Annotated in this window: 17 protein-coding genes; 10 read left to right on the top strand and 7 right to left on the bottom strand. The window is 57.2% G+C overall.

Annotated elements, in window-relative coordinates:
• Nucleotides 1-33: 33 nt before the first annotated feature.
• From rhaS (ACNQ0W_RS15970) to rhaB, 4 genes are all read right to left on the bottom strand, one after another.
• Entirely contained in the window at nt 34-1,020 is a 987-nt protein-coding gene (gene rhaS, locus ACNQ0W_RS15970; protein ID WP_006808697.1) for a rhamnose ABC transporter substrate-binding protein, read from the bottom strand.
• An 82-nt stretch (nt 1,021-1,102) separates the two neighbouring features.
• Entirely contained in the window at nt 1,103-1,933 is an 831-nt protein-coding gene (gene rhaD / locus ACNQ0W_RS15965) for a rhamnulose-1-phosphate aldolase (RefSeq protein WP_015569930.1), read from the bottom strand.
• Nucleotides 1,934-2,028: 95 nt separating this feature from the next.
• Nucleotides 2,029-3,288, bottom strand: coding sequence for an L-rhamnose isomerase (gene rhaA / locus ACNQ0W_RS15960; RefSeq protein WP_062933611.1), 1,260 nt, complete (start codon nt 3,286-3,288; stop codon nt 2,029-2,031).
• On the bottom strand, nt 3,285-4,754 hold the full coding sequence (gene rhaB, locus ACNQ0W_RS15955) for a rhamnulokinase (protein WP_062933612.1): 1,470 nt from the start codon (nt 4,752-4,754) through the stop codon (nt 3,285-3,287). Before rhaB ends, rhaA begins: the two co-directional genes overlap by 4 nt.
• Before the next feature lie 301 nt (nt 4,755-5,055).
• Here rhaB and rhaS (ACNQ0W_RS15950) point away from each other — a divergent pair, with 301 nt between their 5' ends.
• Both rhaS (ACNQ0W_RS15950) and rhaR read left to right on the top strand, forming a co-directional pair.
• Entirely contained in the window at nt 5,056-5,892 is an 837-nt protein-coding gene (rhaS, locus tag ACNQ0W_RS15950) for an HTH-type transcriptional activator RhaS (RefSeq protein WP_015569934.1), read from the top strand.
• 73 nt (nt 5,893-5,965) lie between these two features.
• Entirely contained in the window at nt 5,966-6,814 is an 849-nt protein-coding gene (rhaR, locus tag ACNQ0W_RS15945; protein ID WP_062933614.1) for an HTH-type transcriptional activator RhaR, read from the top strand.
• Here the strand turns inward: rhaR and rhaT are convergent, their stop codons facing one another.
• Entirely contained in the window at nt 6,815-7,849 is a 1,035-nt protein-coding gene (rhaT, locus tag ACNQ0W_RS15940; protein ID WP_047051663.1) for an L-rhamnose/proton symporter RhaT, read from the bottom strand. It lies immediately after the preceding gene.
• A 288-nt stretch (nt 7,850-8,137) separates the two neighbouring features.
• On the opposite strand from rhaT, the gene sodA reads away from it, so the two are divergent.
• The gene (gene sodA / locus ACNQ0W_RS15935) at nt 8,138-8,758 is read left to right on the top strand and encodes a superoxide dismutase [Mn] (RefSeq protein WP_003861999.1); all 621 of its coding nucleotides are present in this window, start codon (nt 8,138-8,140) and stop codon (nt 8,756-8,758) included.
• 66 nt (nt 8,759-8,824) lie between these two features.
• A complete protein-coding gene (gene yiiM, locus ACNQ0W_RS15930) occupies nt 8,825-9,499 on the top strand; it encodes a 6-hydroxyaminopurine reductase (protein WP_062933615.1) in 675 nt (224 codons plus the stop codon).
• A 52-nt stretch (nt 9,500-9,551) separates the two neighbouring features.
• Here the strand turns inward: yiiM and cpxA are convergent, their stop codons facing one another.
• A complete protein-coding gene (gene cpxA, locus ACNQ0W_RS15925; protein ID WP_015569937.1) occupies nt 9,552-10,925 on the bottom strand; it encodes an envelope stress sensor histidine kinase CpxA in 1,374 nt (457 codons plus the stop codon).
• Complete coding sequence (cpxR, locus tag ACNQ0W_RS15920; RefSeq protein WP_003862004.1) at nt 10,922-11,620, bottom strand: envelope stress response regulator transcription factor CpxR; 699 nt, start codon at nt 11,618-11,620, stop codon at nt 10,922-10,924. Before cpxR ends, cpxA begins: the two co-directional genes overlap by 4 nt.
• A gap of 150 nt (nt 11,621-11,770) precedes the next feature.
• Between cpxR and cpxP the strand changes: the two genes are divergently transcribed.
• The 6 genes from cpxP (at nt 11,771) to ACNQ0W_RS15890 (ending at nt 17,916) form a co-directional block, all read left to right on the top strand.
• Nucleotides 11,771-12,277, top strand: coding sequence for a cell-envelope stress modulator CpxP (cpxP, locus tag ACNQ0W_RS15915; protein WP_003862006.1), 507 nt, complete (start codon nt 11,771-11,773; stop codon nt 12,275-12,277).
• A gap of 153 nt (nt 12,278-12,430) precedes the next feature.
• Nucleotides 12,431-13,315 (top strand): CDF family cation-efflux transporter FieF, encoded by an 885-nt coding sequence (fieF, locus tag ACNQ0W_RS15910; RefSeq protein ID WP_023304638.1) that lies wholly within the window; start codon nt 12,431-12,433, stop codon nt 13,313-13,315.
• A 184-nt stretch (nt 13,316-13,499) separates the two neighbouring features.
• Entirely contained in the window at nt 13,500-14,462 is a 963-nt protein-coding gene (pfkA, locus tag ACNQ0W_RS15905; RefSeq protein WP_003862009.1) for a 6-phosphofructokinase, read from the top strand.
• 231 nt (nt 14,463-14,693) lie between these two features.
• Complete coding sequence (locus tag ACNQ0W_RS15900) at nt 14,694-15,683, top strand: sulfate ABC transporter substrate-binding protein (protein ID WP_032668967.1); 990 nt, start codon at nt 14,694-14,696, stop codon at nt 15,681-15,683.
• Between the two features lie 111 nt (nt 15,684-15,794).
• Entirely contained in the window at nt 15,795-16,538 is a 744-nt protein-coding gene (locus tag ACNQ0W_RS15895; RefSeq protein ID WP_045334307.1) for a CDP-diacylglycerol diphosphatase, read from the top strand.
• A 73-nt stretch (nt 16,539-16,611) separates the two neighbouring features.
• Nucleotides 16,612-17,916 (top strand): SLC13 family permease, encoded by a 1,305-nt coding sequence (locus tag ACNQ0W_RS15890; protein WP_062933632.1) that lies wholly within the window; start codon nt 16,612-16,614, stop codon nt 17,914-17,916.
• The last annotated feature ends 39 nt before the right edge of the window (nt 17,917-17,955 follow it).

Below are 17,955 nucleotides of genomic sequence, written 5' to 3'. Positions count from 1 at the left end.
TTTGGGAGAGGGCTAGGGTGAGGGGGGAAAGGATCAGAAAATTTTTGAGAACTTATCAATATTGCTGGCATCGTAGACGAACGGCTCGGCCATCGCGCCATTGCCGTCGGCATCCAGCTTCACTTTGCCCAGCTTGCCCATGCTGGCTTCGTCTTTGGTGGCCGTGCCTTTCACCAGATCGTCCGCTAAGTAAGTCGCGGCATAGCCGAGGTCAATCGGGTTCCAGATGGCAAAGCTCTTGCTCGCGCCGGACTTCACCGCGCCCGCCATCTCAGACGGCAGGCCTAAACCGGTGACGTACACTTTGCCAATCTTGCCCTGGTCCTTCACCGCCTGCGCGGCGGCCACAATGCCCACGGAAGAAGGCGAAACAATCACTTTCAGGTCCGGGTAGGTTTTCAGCAGGCCGACCGCTTCGCGGTAGCTTTTGTCAGAGAGATCGTCCCCGTAGGCCACGGTCACCAGATTGACGGACGGGTACTTCGGCAGCACCTTTTTCATCTCCGCAATCCAGGTGTTCTGGTTAGTGGAGGTTGGCGTGGCGCTCAGCACCGCCACATCGCCTTTCTCCACGTTCAGCGCTTTCAGGGCATCGGCGGCGAGCTTGACGTTAGTTTCGCCAATCAGGGCGTTATTGGACGGGTTGAGGTGGATCTGACGCCCGGCTTTCGCCACGCCGGAATCCCACGACACAACCTTGATGCCGCGCTGCATCGCTTTTTTCAGCACCGGCACGACGGCGTCCGGATCGTTCGCGGAAATCGCGATCGCATCCACGCCCTGGGCGATCAACCCGTTCAGCACCTCGATCTGCGCTTCCGCCGTGGTGGTGGTCGGGCCGGTATAAATCACTTTTACATCGCCTAACTCTTTGGCCGCCTCCTGCGCGCCGACGTTCGCTGCCTCGAAGAATCCATTCCCTAAGGACTTCGCCACCAGGGCGATTTTCACTTCTGCTAAAGCGGAACCGGACAACGCCAGAGCGGCAACGGTGAGGATCAAGCTTGCTTTTATTTTCATTGCTTTTACTCCACTGACTTGAGTTAGTTGTAGGGATTGCAGGTGGTTTTCGCCCCGTCTCAATGAGCGGGGCGCGATGTTGTTATTGGTACAGATCTAACGCCGACTGCATGGGGGTGACGCCAAAGCGTTTGCCCAGGGCAATCAGCTCTTCCCGGGTGATGGTCTGCTTCATGCCGCCCATGGAATAGACCTTCACCAGCACTTCCGCGGATTTCTCGGCGGTGTCGATCAGGCCGAAGGTTTCATCCAGCGTCGGGCCGCTGCCGAAGACGCCGTGGAACGGCCATAGCACCAGAGAGTGCTTCTGCATGTCCGTCGCGGTCGCCTGGCCGATTTCGTCGGTGCCCGGCACCATCCACGGCAGAATGCCGACGCCGTCCGGGAACACCACCAGACACTCGGTGCTGCCTTCCCACAATTTGCGGGTGAAGAAATCAGAATTGTTTTCCAGCACGTAAGTCAGGGCGATCAGGTTGGTGGCGTGGCAGTGCATGATCACGCGGTCCTTGCCATTAGTCGCCTTGATGCGCTCGCAGTGGGAAAGGAAGTGCGCTGGCAGTTCGGAGGTGGGCACCGCCTCATCCGTCAGCCCCCACAGAATGTGGTAGCCCGCGCCGTCGCTGTCCACTTTTACCACGCCGAGGTTGGCCTGCGGGTCGAGCTGGACGTTGCGGAAAAACTTCCCGGAACCAGTGACGATAAACGGCGTGTTGGCGAGCAGCGGCATCGGCTGGCTCAGGGCGATATAGCGCGGCTTCTGGTGGAAATCGGCGGCAAATGGTTCGATATCCGCGTCGTCCAGGCGTAGCGTCAGGTTGCCGCCGTTGCGCTCGTCCCAGCCCTTCAGCCAGGCATCGGAGGTGGCTTTGATCATGCCCTGGACGAACCAGGAGGTGGTGATGGTCTGCATACTGTGTTTCCTTTGAAAATGCCGGGTGGCGCTACGCTTACCCGGCCTACTTTTACCTGTAGGCCCGGCAAGCAACGCGCCGCCGGGCAATGTTTTTACTGACGAGCGGCAAGAACGTCTTTCTCATATGCCCGCACGTTGTCCAGCCACTGGCTGCCCGCAGGCGCATCGTGACGCTGGCAGTACATCTCCCACACCGCCTGCCACGGCAGGGATTTCTGCTCTTCCAGCAGCGCCAGGCGCGCGGTGTAGTCGCCGTTTTCTTCCAGCTGTTTCAGCGCGGCGACAGGCTCCAGCAGCGCGCGCAGCAGGGCTTTCTTCATGTTGCGGGTGCCGATAACCCACGCCGCGATGCGGTTGATGGAGGCGTCGAAGAAGTCGAGGCCGATGTGTACGCGGTCGAACAGATCGTGGCGGATGATTTCGCTGGCAATCGCCTGGGTTTCGTCATCCAGCAGCACCACATGGTCGCTGTCCCAGCGCACCGGGCGGCTGACGTGCAGCAGCAGGCGCGGCACGTAGAGCATGGCGGCGGAGATCTTGTCGGAGATCACCTCGGTTGGGTGGAAGTGGCCGGCATCCAGGCACAACGCGGTCTGGCGGCTGGTGGCATAACCCATGTAGAACTCGTTTGAGCCCACGGTGTAGCTCTCTGCGCCAATGCCGAACAGCTTGCTCTCGACGGCATCGATGTGGTGCGCCGGGTCCAGCTTCTCGCTGATGGCTTCATCCAGCGCGGCCAGCAGGCGCTGACGCGGGGCCAGCCGGTCTACGGTGATGTCCTTCATGCCGTCCGGGATCCAGATATTCATCACCGACGGCGTGCCAAGCTGCTCGCCGAAATACGCCGAGACACGGCGGCTGGCTTTGACATGGTCGATCCAGAACTGGCGGATTTCATCGTTGGCGTGCGCAAGGGTAAAGCCGTCCGCGCTCAGCGGGTGCGAGAAGCAGGAGGGGTTAAAATCCAGACCCAGCCGGTTGGCTTTCGCCCACGCCACCCAGTTCGTAAAGTGCTCTGGTTTGATCTCGTTACGCGCCACCGGCTCGTCGGATTCGAGATAAATGGCGTGCAGATTCAGGCGCTTTGGCCCGGGGATCAGGCTCAGCGCCAGCTCCAGATCCGCACGCAGTTCGGTGGCGTTGCGCGCTTTGCCCGGATAGTTACCCGTGGCCTGAATACCCCCCGTCAGGGAACCGCCCGGGTTCTCGAAGCCAGCAACGTCATCACCCTGCCAGCAGTGCATGGAGACGGGCAGACGGTCGAGCTGGCGCAGCGCCTCTTCGACATCCACGCCGACGGCGGCGAAACGCTGTTTAGCCAGGTCCCAGGCTTGTTCAAGTTGAGTGGTCATGCGCAAAGCTCCTTAGTCAGTCGTTTTTGCTGAAACTGCGCCCGGTAGCGGGCAATTTCATGGCAGGGATGGGGGGTGAAGGTGGTCAGGCTGTTATTCGCCGTCACCACCGAACGGAAATCGTCAACGTTGGACAGTTCGTCCAGGGTCATCAGCTGAATGCCGATATTGCCGAGCGTGGAGGCTTCAATCGGACCTGCCACCACGGTAATGCCGCAGGCATCCGCGCAGAGCTGGTTCAGCAGCTGGTTCTGGCAGCCGCCGCCCACGATATGCAGCTGCGTGAACGGTTTGCCGCGAAGGTCAGCCAGCTCGCTCAGGATGTCGGCATAGAGCAGGGCGAGACTGTCAAAAATGCAGCGCGCCAGCTCGGCGGGGCGGGAAGGTACCGGCTGCCCCGCTTCAAAACAGGCGGCCTGGATTTCGGCGCTCATGTGCACCGGATTGATAAAGCGGTCGTCGTTCGGATTAATCAGGAAGGTGCAGGCCTTCAGCGTTTCGGTTTCCGCGATAAGCGCGGGCAGGTCGGTGATGGCCTGCTCTTTCAGCACCCGCTGGAGCAGCCACAGCCCCATGATGTTCTTCAGCACCCGGTAGCGCCCTTCCGCGCCACCTTCGTTAGTGATGTTCGCCGCCAGCGCAGCATCGCTGGTGTACGGGGTTTTGCTCTCAAAGCCCATCAGCGACCAGGTGCCCGAAGAGAGGTAGGCCGCGTCTTTGCTGGCGAGCGGCGAGGCAATGACCGCGCTTGCGGTGTCATGACTGGCGACGGCGACAACAGGAATTTCACTCCCCTGCGGGCAAAGCCAGTGGCCGATCACATTGCCCGGATGGGTTGGCGTGCCGAACCAGGACGGCGAGGCGCCCGTCCAGGCCAGCAGGTGTTCATCCCAGTTATCGGTGTTGATGTTGACCAGCTGCGTGGTGGTGGCGTTGGTGTATTCCCAGTTCATGTTGCCGGTCAGACGGTAGCTTAAGTAGTCCGGGATCAGCAGCGCATGCGCCACCTTTTCGACCAGCTCTGGCTGTTGCTCCACCAGCGCGCGCAGCTGGTACAGCGTGTTAAACGGCAGAAACTGAATGCCGCTGCGACCATAGATGTTCTCCTTGCCAAGCTGCGCGATGGCGTGCGCCATCAGCCCATCGGTGCGGCTGTCGCGATAGGAGACCGGCAGGCCGACGCGTTCGCCGTGACTGTCCAGCAGCACGTAATCCACACCCCAGGTATCAATGCCGATACTGTCGATGCGAATACCGTCTTTGCAGACGTTGTGAAGTCCGGTGCGGATCTCTGCTTCCAGGGCGTCGATATCCCAGGTAACAAAACCGTCCTGTTTTTGCAGACAATTGGCGAAACGGTGCATTTCGCGAAGCGTAAGGGTGTGCAGGTCGCAGTCCCAGGTGGCGAGCATTACACGGCCGCTGGATGCGCCTAAATCGACAGCCACACAATGGCGAAAAGTCATGGTCGGGTCCTTTCTTAAGTCATTAGCGAGGAGTGTAAGAAAGGGAAGAAATAGCCACCTTCTCGCCACTGACAGCCCAAATCTCGCGCTGGCAAGAAAGCAAAGGTGAACGTGAGGGAGTTCACAGTTTCCAGTAATGGCGGGGTTTGCAGGCAGTGTGACGCTCTCCGCATTTCCCGATCTTTCCGCCTGTTTCTTGAAAAACCGACAGCTTTTGCGCGGTTTGCTGTCAAAAATTTAAGGTGAGCGTGGAAGGCCTTAATTACTATTTTGAGAACTTTTCTCATTGGTGGGGGCCGTTATGACCGTACTGCACAGCGTCGATTTTTTTCCTTCGGGGGCTTCGCCGGTCGCGATTGAGCCACGGCTGCCTCAGGCTGCGTTCCCGGAGCATCATCATGATTTTCATGAAATTGTGATTGTTGAGCACGGAACGGGCATCCACGTGTTTAACGGTCAGCCGTATACCATCAGCGGCGGTACGGTGTGCTTCGTGCGCGATCACGACAGGCACCTGTATGAACATACCGACAACCTGTGCCTGACCAATGTGCTCTACCGTTCTCCGGATGCGTTCCAGTTTCTTTCCGGGCTGAATCAGCTGTTGCCGCAGGAGAAGGACGGCCATTATCCGTCTCACTGGCGGGTGAATCAGTCTACGTTGCAGCAGGTGCGTCAGCTGGTGAGCCAGATGGAGCAGAGCGAGGATGGACAGGAGACGCACGCCATTGCCACCCGCGAGCTGCTGTTTATGCAACTGCTGGTGCTGCTGCGGCGCAGCAGCCTGGTGGAAGGGCTGGAAAATAACGACGCGCGCCTGAATCAGCTGATGGCCTGGCTGGAAGATCATTTTGCCGAAGATGTCTGCTGGGAAACGCTGGCGGATGATTTTTCGCTCTCGCTGCGCACGCTGCATCGTCAGCTTAAGCAGCATACCGGGCTGACGCCGCAGCGCTACCTCAACCGTCTGCGCCTGATCAAAGCGCGGCACCTTTTACGTCATACCGACGAAAGCGTCACCGATATCGCCTATCGCTGCGGTTTCGGCGACAGTAACCACTTTTCGACGCTTTTTCGCCGGGAGTTTAACTGGTCGCCGCGCGATATTCGTCAGGGGAAAGACGCGTTGCTTCAGTAACGCGAGGGCAGTCACCGTTTTTTTGCTGCAAAAAGGCTAATAATGTCCGGTTATTGGCCGTAGAGGTTGTGGTGTGGCTGCTCAGCTCATTCTTCGCAAAGATGATTTTTTTGCCTCCGCGAGTCAGGCCGTCGCGGTGGCCGACCGCTACCCGCAAAACGTCTTTGCCGAGCACACCCACGAGTTTTGCGAGCTGGTGCTGGTGTGGCGGGGCAACGGCCTGCACATCCTCAACGACCGTCCCTACCGCATCACGCGCGGAGACCTGTTTTACATTCGCGCTGAAGATAAACACTCCTACGCCTCGGTTAACGATCTGGTGTTGCAGAACGTCATCTACTGCCCCGACAGACTTAAACTGAATGTCGACTGGGCGGGCAATATCCCCGGTTTTCATGATGCCAGAGGCGAACCGCACTGGCGCTTAAGCAGCAACGGCATGGCTCAGGTGCGCCAGACGATTTCCCAGCTGGAGCAGGAGAGCCAGAAGAGCGATCCGGTGGCAAACCAGATGTCGGAACTGCTTTTTGCCCAGCTGGTGATGACCCTGAAGCGCCATCGTTACGCTACGGATAATCCCTCCGCCACCACGCAGGAAGCGCTGCTGGATAAGCTTATCACCCGGCTTGCGGGCAGTCTGAACAAGAGTTTCGTGCTGGAAAAATTCTGCGAGCAGGAGCAGTGCAGCGAGCGCGCGCTGCGCCAGCAGTTCCGCACCCAGACGGGGATGACGGTCAACCACTATCTGCGCCAGCTGCGCATCTGCCACGCCCAGTACCTGTTACAGCATACGGAGCTGATGGTGAGTGAAGTGGCGATGCGCTGCGGCTTTGAGGACAGTAACTACTTTTCGGTGGTGTTTAACCGTGAGGTGGGGATGACGCCGGTTCAGTGGCGTCATCGCAGTCGAAAGGCGGCGTAATCAGTTCGCCATGCCGAGGCCGACGATATTGGCCGCAATGATAATCACCACGCAGCCCAGGCTCAGCACGCCAACCGGACGACGCCCGGCGTTGTTCCACTCCTTCAGTACCAGCCCAACCAGCCCGCCGCACAGCACGTAGAAGCTCATGTGCAGCATCCAGCTCATGTAGTCATACTGCGCCGGAATACTGGCGTGACCCCAGGCGTAAAAGAAGAATTGCAAATACCACATCAGGCCGCCGAGGGCAGAGAGCAGGACGTTGGTGACGATCAGCGGTTTTGCCAGCGAGAAGTCGGCTTTTACCGACAGATTGTTCACTTTTGCCAGACGAATGAAGCAGAAGCCGAGGTTTACCAGCGCGCCGCCGCCCATGATCACCACGTAGCTTGGCAGGGCAACGTACAGCGGATCGACGCCCAGCGCCGCAGCGGCGTCGTGCATTGGTTTGGCGGCGTTCATGGCGAACGACATGCCCGCCGAAAAGACGCCGCACATCACCGCCAGCAGCAGCCCTTTCTTCAGGTTGAACTCTTCGGCTTTGATGCCCATCTTCCGTTCTTTCAGCTGGCCTGCGCGGGTGACGATGCCCACGCCGATCACCGCCACCAGCACGCCCAGCAGCGTCATTCGCCCGCCCTGGGTGTTGATCAGCACGTCGAAGTGGCCGTTGAGGATTGGCGTCATCAGGGTGCCAACAATCAGCGTAATGCCAATCGCGATGCCAATCCCCATCGACATGCCGAGGTAGCGCATGGTGAGGCCGTAGTTGATATTACCGATGCCCCACATCGCGCCGAACAGGAATACCGGCAGCAGGGTGGAGGCGTTGAAGGAGGAGAAATAGCCCCAGAAATCGGGCAGCAGCATGGCGCTGATTGTCCACGGCAAAATCAGCCAGGACACGGTACCGCCAACGGACCACATGGTTTCCCATGACCAGCCTTTCACCTTTTTAAACGGGGCATAGAAACAGGCTGCACTGGCCGCGCCTATCAAATGCCAGAAGATACCCATCGTAATCGCATGATTCATTTTTACATCCTCATCGTTTTTATAGCCGGAGGCTTCCCGCCGACTTGATGAGTGTAAAAATGAGGCGGTTTGGTAACCTTCAGAAGGTTGCCGCACTTTTGTTCAGGATGGCAATCAGCACGTTAAGCACGTGAGCAGACTCACAATTTTGCCATTTATCAAAAATCGAATAACCTTATAAAAACTACGGCATTGATAATCATTTTCAATATCATTTAATTAACTATAATGAACCAACTGCTTACGCGGCATTAACAGCTGTGCCGCCCGACAATAATGGAGAGGATTATGAGTTATACACTGCCATCCCTGCCGTATGCCTACGACGCACTGGAACCGCATTTCGACAAGCAGACGATGGAAATCCATCACACTAAACACCACCAGACCTATGTGAACAACGCGAATGCTGCGCTGGAAAGCCTGCCAGAGTTCGCTAATCTGCCTGTTGAAGAGCTGATCACCAAACTGGACCAGCTGCCGGCAGACAAGAAAACCGTGCTGCGCAACAACGCGGGCGGTCACGCTAACCACAGCCTGTTCTGGAAAGGCCTGAAAACCGGCACCACCCTTCAGGGCGACCTGAAAGCGGCTATCGAGCGTGACTTCGGTTCCGTTGACAACTTCAAAGCGGAATTCGAAAAAGCCGCTGCAACCCGTTTCGGCTCTGGCTGGGCGTGGCTGGTCCTGAAAGGTGACAAACTGGCGGTCGTTTCTACCGCTAACCAGGACTCCCCGCTGATGGGTGAAGCTATCTCTGGCGCATCCGGCTTCCCAATTCTGGGTCTGGACGTGTGGGAACACGCTTACTACCTGAAGTTCCAGAACCGTCGCCCTGACTACATCAAAGCCTTCTGGGATGTAGTGAACTGGGACGAAGCAGCAGCGCGTTTCGCCGCTAAAAAATAAGGTTGCATTGACCCCTGTGAGAAGCGAGTCTGATGACTCGCTTTTTTTGTATCTGAAGGAGTGGAGATGCATTACCCGGTGAATGTGTTTACAGGCAAGGTAAGGGAGTACGAAGGCAGCCGCCCGAGCGCCATCGCCAAAGTGCAGGTCGACGGTGAGCTGTCGCTGACCGAGCTCGGGCTTGTGGGCGACCAGCAGGCCGAAAAGAAAATCCACGGCGGGCCCGATCGCGCGCTGTGCCACTATCCGCGCGAGCACTATCCGCACTGGAAAGCTGAATTTCCTGAACAGGCGGACCTCTTCGTCGCCCCCGCGTTTGGCGAAAATCTCTCAACGGAGGGGCTGACGGAGAAGAACGTCTTTATCGGCGATATTTACCGCTGGGGCGATGCTTTGATTCAGGTCACCCAGCCGCGCTCGCCGTGCTTTAAGCTTAACTACCATTTCGGCATTCAGGATATGTCGGCCCAGCTGCAAAACACGGGTAAAACCGGCTGGCTGTATCGCGTTGTGCAGGCGGGACAGGTTTCGGCGGATGCGCCGCTTGAGCTGGCTTCGCGCCTGAGTGAGGTGTCGGTATACGAGGCCTGCGCAATTGCCTGGCATATGCCGTTTGATGACGAGCAGTATCACCGCCTGCTGTCGGCGGCGGGATTATCCACCAGCTGGACCAGAACGATGCAGAAGCGGCGGATAAGCGGGAAGATCGAGAGCAGTTCGCGGAGATTGTGGGGGAAATAGGTTCCGTAGAAAGTAGGCCGGGTAAGGCGAAGCCGCCACCCGGCACATACGGTTACGAACGCTTATACAGCGGCAGCCACAGCGTTAACCTCAGCCCGCCCAGCGGGCTGTCATCGGCTTTCACCCAGCCACGGTGCTGTTGCATGGCGGTTTCAACAATCGCCAGACCCAGCCCCGTACCGCCGGACTCGCGGTCGCGCGCCTCGTCGGTGCGGTAGAACGGACGGAAAATCTGCTCGCGATCTTCCGGGCTGACGCCGGGACCATCGTCATCGACAATGACCGTAATCCCGTCTTTATCCACCGAAAACGCCACTTCAATCTTCGTGTGCGAATAGCGCAGGGCGTTACGCACGATATTCTCCAGCGCGCTTTCCAGCGTGTTGGGGTTACCGTAGAGCGGCCATGGGCCCGGCGGGAAGTTGACGGTGAACGATTTGCCCATCTGCTCCGCTTCGAACGCCGCGTTGTCCAGCACCTCATGCCACAGGTGATTGGCTTTCACCGTTTCGCTCACCAGCGCGTTTTTCTGCTGATTGCGCGACATCACCAGCAGATCGTTGATCATGCTGTCCAGGCGATGCGCTTCCGTCTCAATACGCTCCAGCTCTTTGCTCTCACCGCTGCGGCGGCGCAGCAGGGCGGTACCCAGCTGTAAGCGCGTGAGCGGCGTCCGCAGTTCGTGGGAAATATCCGACAGCAGACGTTGCTGGGCCGTCATCATCCGATCAAGCGCGCTGACCATCTGGTTAAAGCTGGTTCCTGCGGCCAGGAACTCCTGCGGCCCGGATTCCAGCTCCGGATGCTGCCTCAGGTTGCCCTGCGCCACTTCGTCCGCCGCATTTTTCAGCTTACGCGCCGGTTTCGCCAGGCTCCACGCCAGCCATAACAGCAGCGGAGAACTGACCAGCATCGTGACAATCAACAGCAAAAGCGGACGGTCAAACAGCAGGTTGATAAAGTCGGACTGGGAACTGCTCGCAGGGCGAATCAGATAGAGCTGGTAATTGTCTTCCCCATCCCGCACCGAGAAAGGACCGACCATCTCTACCCGACCATATTTCTTTTTCTGTGGGTGATCGGCGTTATCCGCCTGGCCAATAAAGTTGCGAATAATCTGCATTTCATTGCGATCGGCCCCAATCACGCGGCCTTCACTGGTGACCAGTAAAAGACGTTGTCCGGGGGGCGCCCACTTGTCGATAGCGCGAAACAGCCTGCGCCACCACATTAAATCGTTCGGCGGATCGTTTGCCAGCTCCGCTTCCACGTGCTGCTCGATCATCACGCCCTGACGTTGCTCGCTGTCGAGCAGCTCCGTCATCTGGCGTGAGTCGAGTTTTGGCAACATCAAAACGAGCATTAAAACCAGTGCCAGCGTCAGCCAGAAGATGGCGAAGATGCGGGCGGTTAAGCTGCCTATCATGAAGCGGAAACCATCAGATAACCGCGACCACGCAGGGTTTTAAACCAGGGATGACCGTCTTTACGCTCCGGTAACTTACGGCGCAGGTTCGAGATATGCATGTCGATGGCGCGGTCAAACGGGGTGAGGCGTTTGCCGAGCACTTCCTGGCTTAAGTGTTCACGCGACACCACCTGGCCGAGATGCTGCGCCAGCAGATACAGCAGGGTGAACTCGGTGCCGGTTAGCTCCAGCGTTTCACCGTCGAAGCTCGCTTCCTGGCGGCCCGGGTTCAGGCTCAGGGAGTCCACTTCCAGCGTAGGCGAGCTGTTGTCGGTATTCTGCTGCTGCTCGCTCCAGTGAGAGCGGCGCAGGATCGCGCGAATACGGGCCACCAGTTCACGGTCGTTGAACGGCTTAGGTAAATAGTCATCCGCACCCAGCTCAAGGCCGAGTACGCGGTCAAGCTCGCTGCCGCGTGCGGTCAGCATAATGACGGGAGTCTGGTGTGTCTGGCGAAGCTCTTTCAACGTATCAATACCGTTTTTCTTCGGCATCATGACGTCGAGCAAAAGTAAATCGATGCTGTCGTCAAGGAGACTCAGCGCCTGTTCCCCATCATGGGCAACCAGGACGTTGAAACCTTCCATGTCGAGCAACTCCTTTAAAAGAGATGTGAGCTCTCGGTCATCATCAACTAACAGGATTTTATTCATTGTTTAAATACCTCCGAGGCAGAAATTACGACATCAAGGCTATCTAATCCATGACTTTACGTTGTTTTACACCCCCTGACGCATGTTTGCAGCCTGAATCGTAGACTGTCTCTCGTTGAATCGCGACACGAAAGATTTTGGGAGCAAGTGATGCGCAAAGTTACCGCTGCCGTCATGGCCTCAACGCTGGCCTTCAGTGCGTTTAGCCAGGCTGCTGTAGCTATCATCAGCGATAACGGTTCCTCAGCAGAGGGCGCAACGCAGCACAGCAGCCAAAGCCATATGTTTGACGGCATAAGTTTAACCGAACATCAGCGTCAACAGATGCGAGATCTGATGCAGAGGGCAAGACACGACCAGCCCCCTGTTAATGTTAGCGAAATGGAGACAATGCATCGCCTTGTCACCGCAGAAAATTTTGACGAAAGCGCTGTACGCGCTCAGGCCGAAAAAATGGCGCAGGAACAGGTTGCCCGCCAGGTAGAGATGGCGAAGGTTCGCAACCAGATGTTCCACCTGCTAACGCCCGAGCAGCAAGCGGTTTTGAATACCAAACATCAGCAACGTATGAACCAGTTGCGTGAGGTTGCACGGATGCAGCGAAGCTCAGATATGACGCTTTTCAGTAGCAATAGCAGTACCCGTAGTAACCAGTAAACCCTGTTTTCCTTGCCATAGACACCATCCCTGTCTTCCCCCACATGATGTGGGGGTTTTTTTTGCCCATCGTTCAGGTTTGTTAACGCTTTATTCATCCTTTCACTCCACCACCATCCGTTATACTAGCGCCATGGCATGACAGGAGTGTTTATGAATCAATCCTATGGACGGCTGGTAAGCCGGGCCGCAATAGCCGCGACGGTAATGGCGTCGTGTTTGCTGATCATTAAAATTTTCGCGTGGTGGTACACCGGGTCGGTCAGTATTCTGGCGGCACTGGTGGATTCACTGGTGGATATTGCCGCCTCGCTGACCAACCTGCTGGTGGTGCGCTACTCGCTGCAACCGGCGGATGAAGAGCATACGTTTGGCCACGGCAAAGCGGAATCGCTGGCTGCGCTGGCACAAAGCATGTTTATTTCGGGCTCCGCCCTTTTCCTGTTTTTGACCGGCATTCAGCACCTTATTTCGCCTTCTCCGATGAACGATCCGGGCGTTGGCGTGGTCGTAACGGTAGTTGCACTTATAAGCACACTTGTTCTTGTAACGTTCCAGCGCTGGGTTGTACGCAAAACACAAAGCCAGGCTGTACGGGCCGATATGCTTCATTATCAGTCTGATGTTATGATGAATGGGGCTATTCTTATTGCGCTCGGTCTGGCCTGGTATGGCTGGCATCGGGCCGATGCGTTGTTTGCGTTAGGGATAGGGATCTATATTTTATACAGCGCGTTGCGGATGGGGTATGACGCGGTGCAGTCGCTTCTTGACCGTGCGCTTCCGGACGCAGAACGTGATGAAATTTATGCCATCGTGACCAACTGGCCCGGCGTCAGTGGCGCTCACGATCTTCGTACGCGGCAGTCAGGGCCGACCCGCTTTATTCAGATTCATTTGGAAATGGAAGACAACCTGCCACTGGTTCAGGCACATATGGTCGCTGAACAGGTGGAGCAGGCGATTTTGCAGCGTTTCCCTGGGTCAGACGTCATTATTCACCAGGACCCATGCTCTGTCGTACCCAGGGCGTTTTGAGCTTTCGTAATTCGTTGTAAAAAAGTGAGCCAGAGCAGCATTTTGTGGATAAATTACCACCATATGGCCTGACCTGAATCAATTCAGCTGGAAGGGATTGATATACTATTTGCAGTATTCGACGGTTGAACAGTTTCTTCCGGCAGCAGATTTCAATTTTGCATTCCTAAGTTCAGAGGTAGTCATGATTAAGAAAATCGGTGTGTTGACAAGCGGCGGTGATGCGCCGGGCATGAACGCGGCAATCCGTGGGGTTGTCCGTGCAGCGCTGACGGAAGGTCTGGAAGTTTTTGGTATCTATGACGGTTACCTGGGTCTGTATGAAGACCGCATGGTTCAGCTCGACCGCTACAGCGTGTCTGACATGATCAACCGTGGCGGTACTTTCCTCGGTTCTGCACGCTTCCCGGAATTCCGTGACGAACACATCCGTGAAGTGGCTATCGAAAACATGAAAAAACGGGGTCTGGATGCGCTGGTGGTTATCGGCGGCGACGGCTCCTACATGGGTGCAAAACGTCTGACTGAAATGGGCTTCCCGTGCATCGGCCTGCCTGGCACCATCGACAACGACATCAAAGGCACCGACTACACCATCGGTTACTTCACCGCGCTGGGTACCGTTGTGGAAGCGATTGACCGCCTGCGTGACACCTCTTCCTCTCACCAGCGTATTTCTATTGTTGAAGTGATGGGACGTTACTGCGGTGACCTGACTCTGGCGGCGGCAATTGCCGGTGGCTGTGAGTTCGTGGTGGTGCCGGAAGTGGAATTCAGCCGTGAAGATCTGGTCGCTGAAATCAAAGCCGGTATCGCGAAAGGTAAGAAACACGCCATCGTTGCTATCACCGAGCACATCTGTGACGTTGACGAGCTGGCGAAGTATATCGAAACCGAAACCAAACGCGAAACCCGCGCGACCGTTCTGGGTCACATTCAGCGTGGCGGTTCCCCAGGCCCGTACGACCGTATCCTGGCGTCCCGCATGGGCGCGTACGCGATCGAACTGCTGCTACAGGGCCACGGCGGCCGCTGCGTCGGTATTCAGAACGAGAAACTGGTTCACCATGACATCATCGACGCCATTGAAAACATGAAGCGTCCGTTCAAGGGTGACTGGCTGGACTGCGCGAAAAAACTGTACTGATTGGCTCTGTTGCCCGGTGGCGGCAAGTTAAATGCAAAACGGTAACCCTTGGGTTACCGTTTTTTATGGTTGCTCCCTCTCCCGTGGGAGAGGGTTGGGGTGAGGGCATCAGGCCGCTCATTCACTTTTTTTATTCCTCCACGTTATAGCCAATCTTTTTTTATTCTTTAATCATCAGTTAGCTTTCTGGCACGCTGCATTCATCAAAACACTACACAAGAGAGCTGGGCGATGAATAAATGGGGCGTGGGGTTAACATTATTGCTGGCATCAACCAGCGTTCTGGCAAAGGACATTCAGTTACTGAACGTGTCGTACGATCCGACGCGTGAACTGTACGACCAGTACAACAAAGCTTTCGCGGCGCACTGGAAACAGGAAACCGGCGATAACGTGGTGGTTCGCCAGTCTCACGGCGGTTCCGGTAAGCAGGCGACATCGGTGATCAACGGTATTGAAGCCGATGTGGTTACCCTGGCGCTGGCTTATGACGTGGACGCGATCGCGGAGCGTGGCCGTATCGACAAAAACTGGATCAAGCGCCTGCCGGACAACTCTGCGCCATATACCTCGACCATCGTCTTCCTGGTGCGTAAAGGCAACCCGAAACAGATCAAGGACTGGAACGACCTGATTAAGCCGGGCGTGTCTGTCATTACCCCGAACCCAAAAAGCTCCGGCGGCGCACGCTGGAACTATCTGGCAGCCTGGGGCTACGCGCTGCACCACAACAATGGCGATCAGGCCAAAGCACAGGACTTCGTCAAGGCACTGTTTAAAAACGTCGAGGTGCTGGACTCCGGCGCGCGCGGCGCAACCAACACCTTCGTCGAGCGCGGCATCGGCGACGTGCTGATCGCCTGGGAAAACGAAGCCCTGCTGGCGACCAATGAGCTGGGTAAAGACAAGTTCGAGATCGTCACCCCGAGCGAATCGATCCTGGCTGAGCCGACCGTCTCCGTCGTCGATAAGGTTGTTGATAAGAAGGGCACCAAAGCGGTGGCGGAAGCCTACCTGAAGTACCTCTACTCACCGGAAGGGCAGGAAATTGCGGCGAAAAACTTCTACCGCCCACGTGATGAGACCGTCGCGAAGAAATACGAAAACGCCTTCCCGAAACTGAAGCTGTTCACTATTGATGATGTGTTTGGCGGCTGGACCAAAGCGCAGAAAGAGCACTTCTCTAACGGCGGCACCTTCGACCAGATCAGCAAGCGCTAAGCGTTTTACAAAGAACGACACGGTAACCCGGTGTGAGAAATCCGCCGGGTTTTTTATTTGGTCATCATTTTGCGTTACTCTTTTGCCTCTATTGAAAACAGGGAACGCGTTGTGAAAAAAATTATCTTACTGATTCTGATCGTTATCGCCCTTGCCGCAGGCGGCGTGTACTGGATGAAAGCGGGTAATCCGAATGCGTTGCGTCATATCGTTCTCGACCAGTGTGTGCCCAACCAGCTGCACAACCGTAACCCGGCACCGTGCGCGCAGGTGAAGCCAGATGCGGGCTACGTGGTGTTCAAGGACCGCAACGGGCCGCTGCAATACCTGCTGATGCCCACGTACCGTATCAACGGCACCGAAAGCCCGCTGCTGACTGAGCCGCAGACACCGAATTTCTTCTGGCTGGCATGGCAGTCGCGTAACTTTATGAGCATGAAGCGGGGGGCCGACGTGCCTGACAGCGCCGTTTCGCTGACCATCAATTCCCCGACCGGGCGCACGCAAAACCATTTTCATATCCACATCTCCTGTCTGCGCCCGGACGTGCGCGAGAAGCTGAACGCGTCGCAGGGGCAAATCAGCACCCAGTGGTTACCGCTTCCGGGCGGGCTGGAAGGGCATGAATACCTTGCCCGTCGGGTGACGGAGAACGAACTGGTGCAGCGCAGCCCGTTTATGATGCTGGCGGAAGAGCTGCCGGAAGCCCGCGATCATATGGGACGCTTCGCGCTGGCGATGGCGCAGCAGTCGGACGGCTCGTTTGTATTGCTGGCGACAGAGCGTAACCTGCTTACCTTTAACCGCGCGTCGGCTGAGGAATTGCAGGATCATCAATGCGATATCCTGAAGTGACCCCACCATAAATAGCGTTTACTCGCCCTGCCTGTCGCCGTAGACTTGCTGAAAAATTCTACAGGAGACAGGTATGTCGCTCTGGTTATCGCATCCTCTGCTGCTTCCCTCGCTGATCGTCGGCGTCACCATCGTGCTGTGGGCGACGTCGCTGTTGCCGGAATTTATCACCGCGCTGCTGTTCTTTACGGCGGCGATGGCCGCCAGAATCGCCCCGCCGGAAGTGATCTTCGGCGGCTTCGCCTCGTCTGCCTTCTGGCTGGTGTTCAGCGGCTTTGTGCTGGGCGTGGCGATTCGGAAAACCGGCCTGGCGGACAGGGCCGCCAGGGCGCTGTCGGCAAAGCTTACCGACTCCTGGGTGCTGATGGTGGCGAGCGTTGTGCTGCTGAGCTATGCCCTGGCATTCGTGATGCCGTCGAACATGGGACGTATTGCGCTGCTGATGCCGATTGTCGCTGCAATGGCGAAGCGGGCCGGCATTCCTGATGGCTCGCGGGACTGGTTTGGCCTGGCGCTGGCGGTCGGGTTTGGCACCTTCCAGCTATCCGCCACCATCCTGCCCGCCAACGTGCCCAACCTGGTGATGAGCGGCGCGGCGGAAGGCTCATACGGTATCCACCTCAACTATGTCCCGTATCTGCTGCTGCACACCCCGGTGCTGGGTATTCTCAAGGGTCTGATTCTGATTGGCCTGATCTGCTGGCTGTTCCCCGGCAACCCAAAACCGGCGAAGGATCTCGCGCCATCGGAACCGATGGGGCGTGACGAAAAACGACTCGCCTGGCTGCTGGCGGTGGTGTTGACGATGTGGGTGACGGAGAGCTGGCACGGCGTGGGGCCAGCGTGGACGGGGCTGGCGGCCTCGGTCATCGTTATGCTGCCGCGCATCGGTTTTATCACCGGGGAGGAGTTCTCGGCGGGGGTGAATATGCGCACCTGTATTTACGTCGCGGGTATACTCGGGCTGGCCATTACGGTGACGCAGACCGGTATCGGTGCGGCAGTAGGCGAGGCGTTGCTCCATATCATGCCGCTGGATGCAGACCGCCCGTTTACCAGCTTCCTGGCGCTGACGGGGATCACCACGGCGCTCAACTTCATTATGACCGCCAACGGCGTTCCTGCGCTGTACACCACGCTGGCGCAGAGCTTCTCGGACGCGACCGGCTTCCCGCTGCTGTCGGTGATCATGATTCAGGTGCTGGGGTATTCCACGCCGCTGCTGCCGTATCAGGCGTCGCCGATTGTGGTGGCGATGGGCTTAGGGAAAGTGCCTGCGAAAGCGGGGATGCTGCTCTGTCTGGCGCTGGCGATTGCGACGTATCTGGTGCTGCTGCCGCTGGATTATCTGTGGTTTAGCCTACTGGGACGGCTGTAAAAAAGCCCGGTGGCGCTGACGCTTACCGGGCCTACAGAA

Source organism: Enterobacter cloacae complex sp. 6730903, assembly GCF_048283985.1.
Classification (GTDB): domain Bacteria; phylum Pseudomonadota; class Gammaproteobacteria; order Enterobacterales; family Enterobacteriaceae; genus Enterobacter; species Enterobacter hormaechei_C.
Note: the sequence above shows the minus strand (reverse complement) of the source record. Positions and strands in the feature narration are given on the sequence as shown.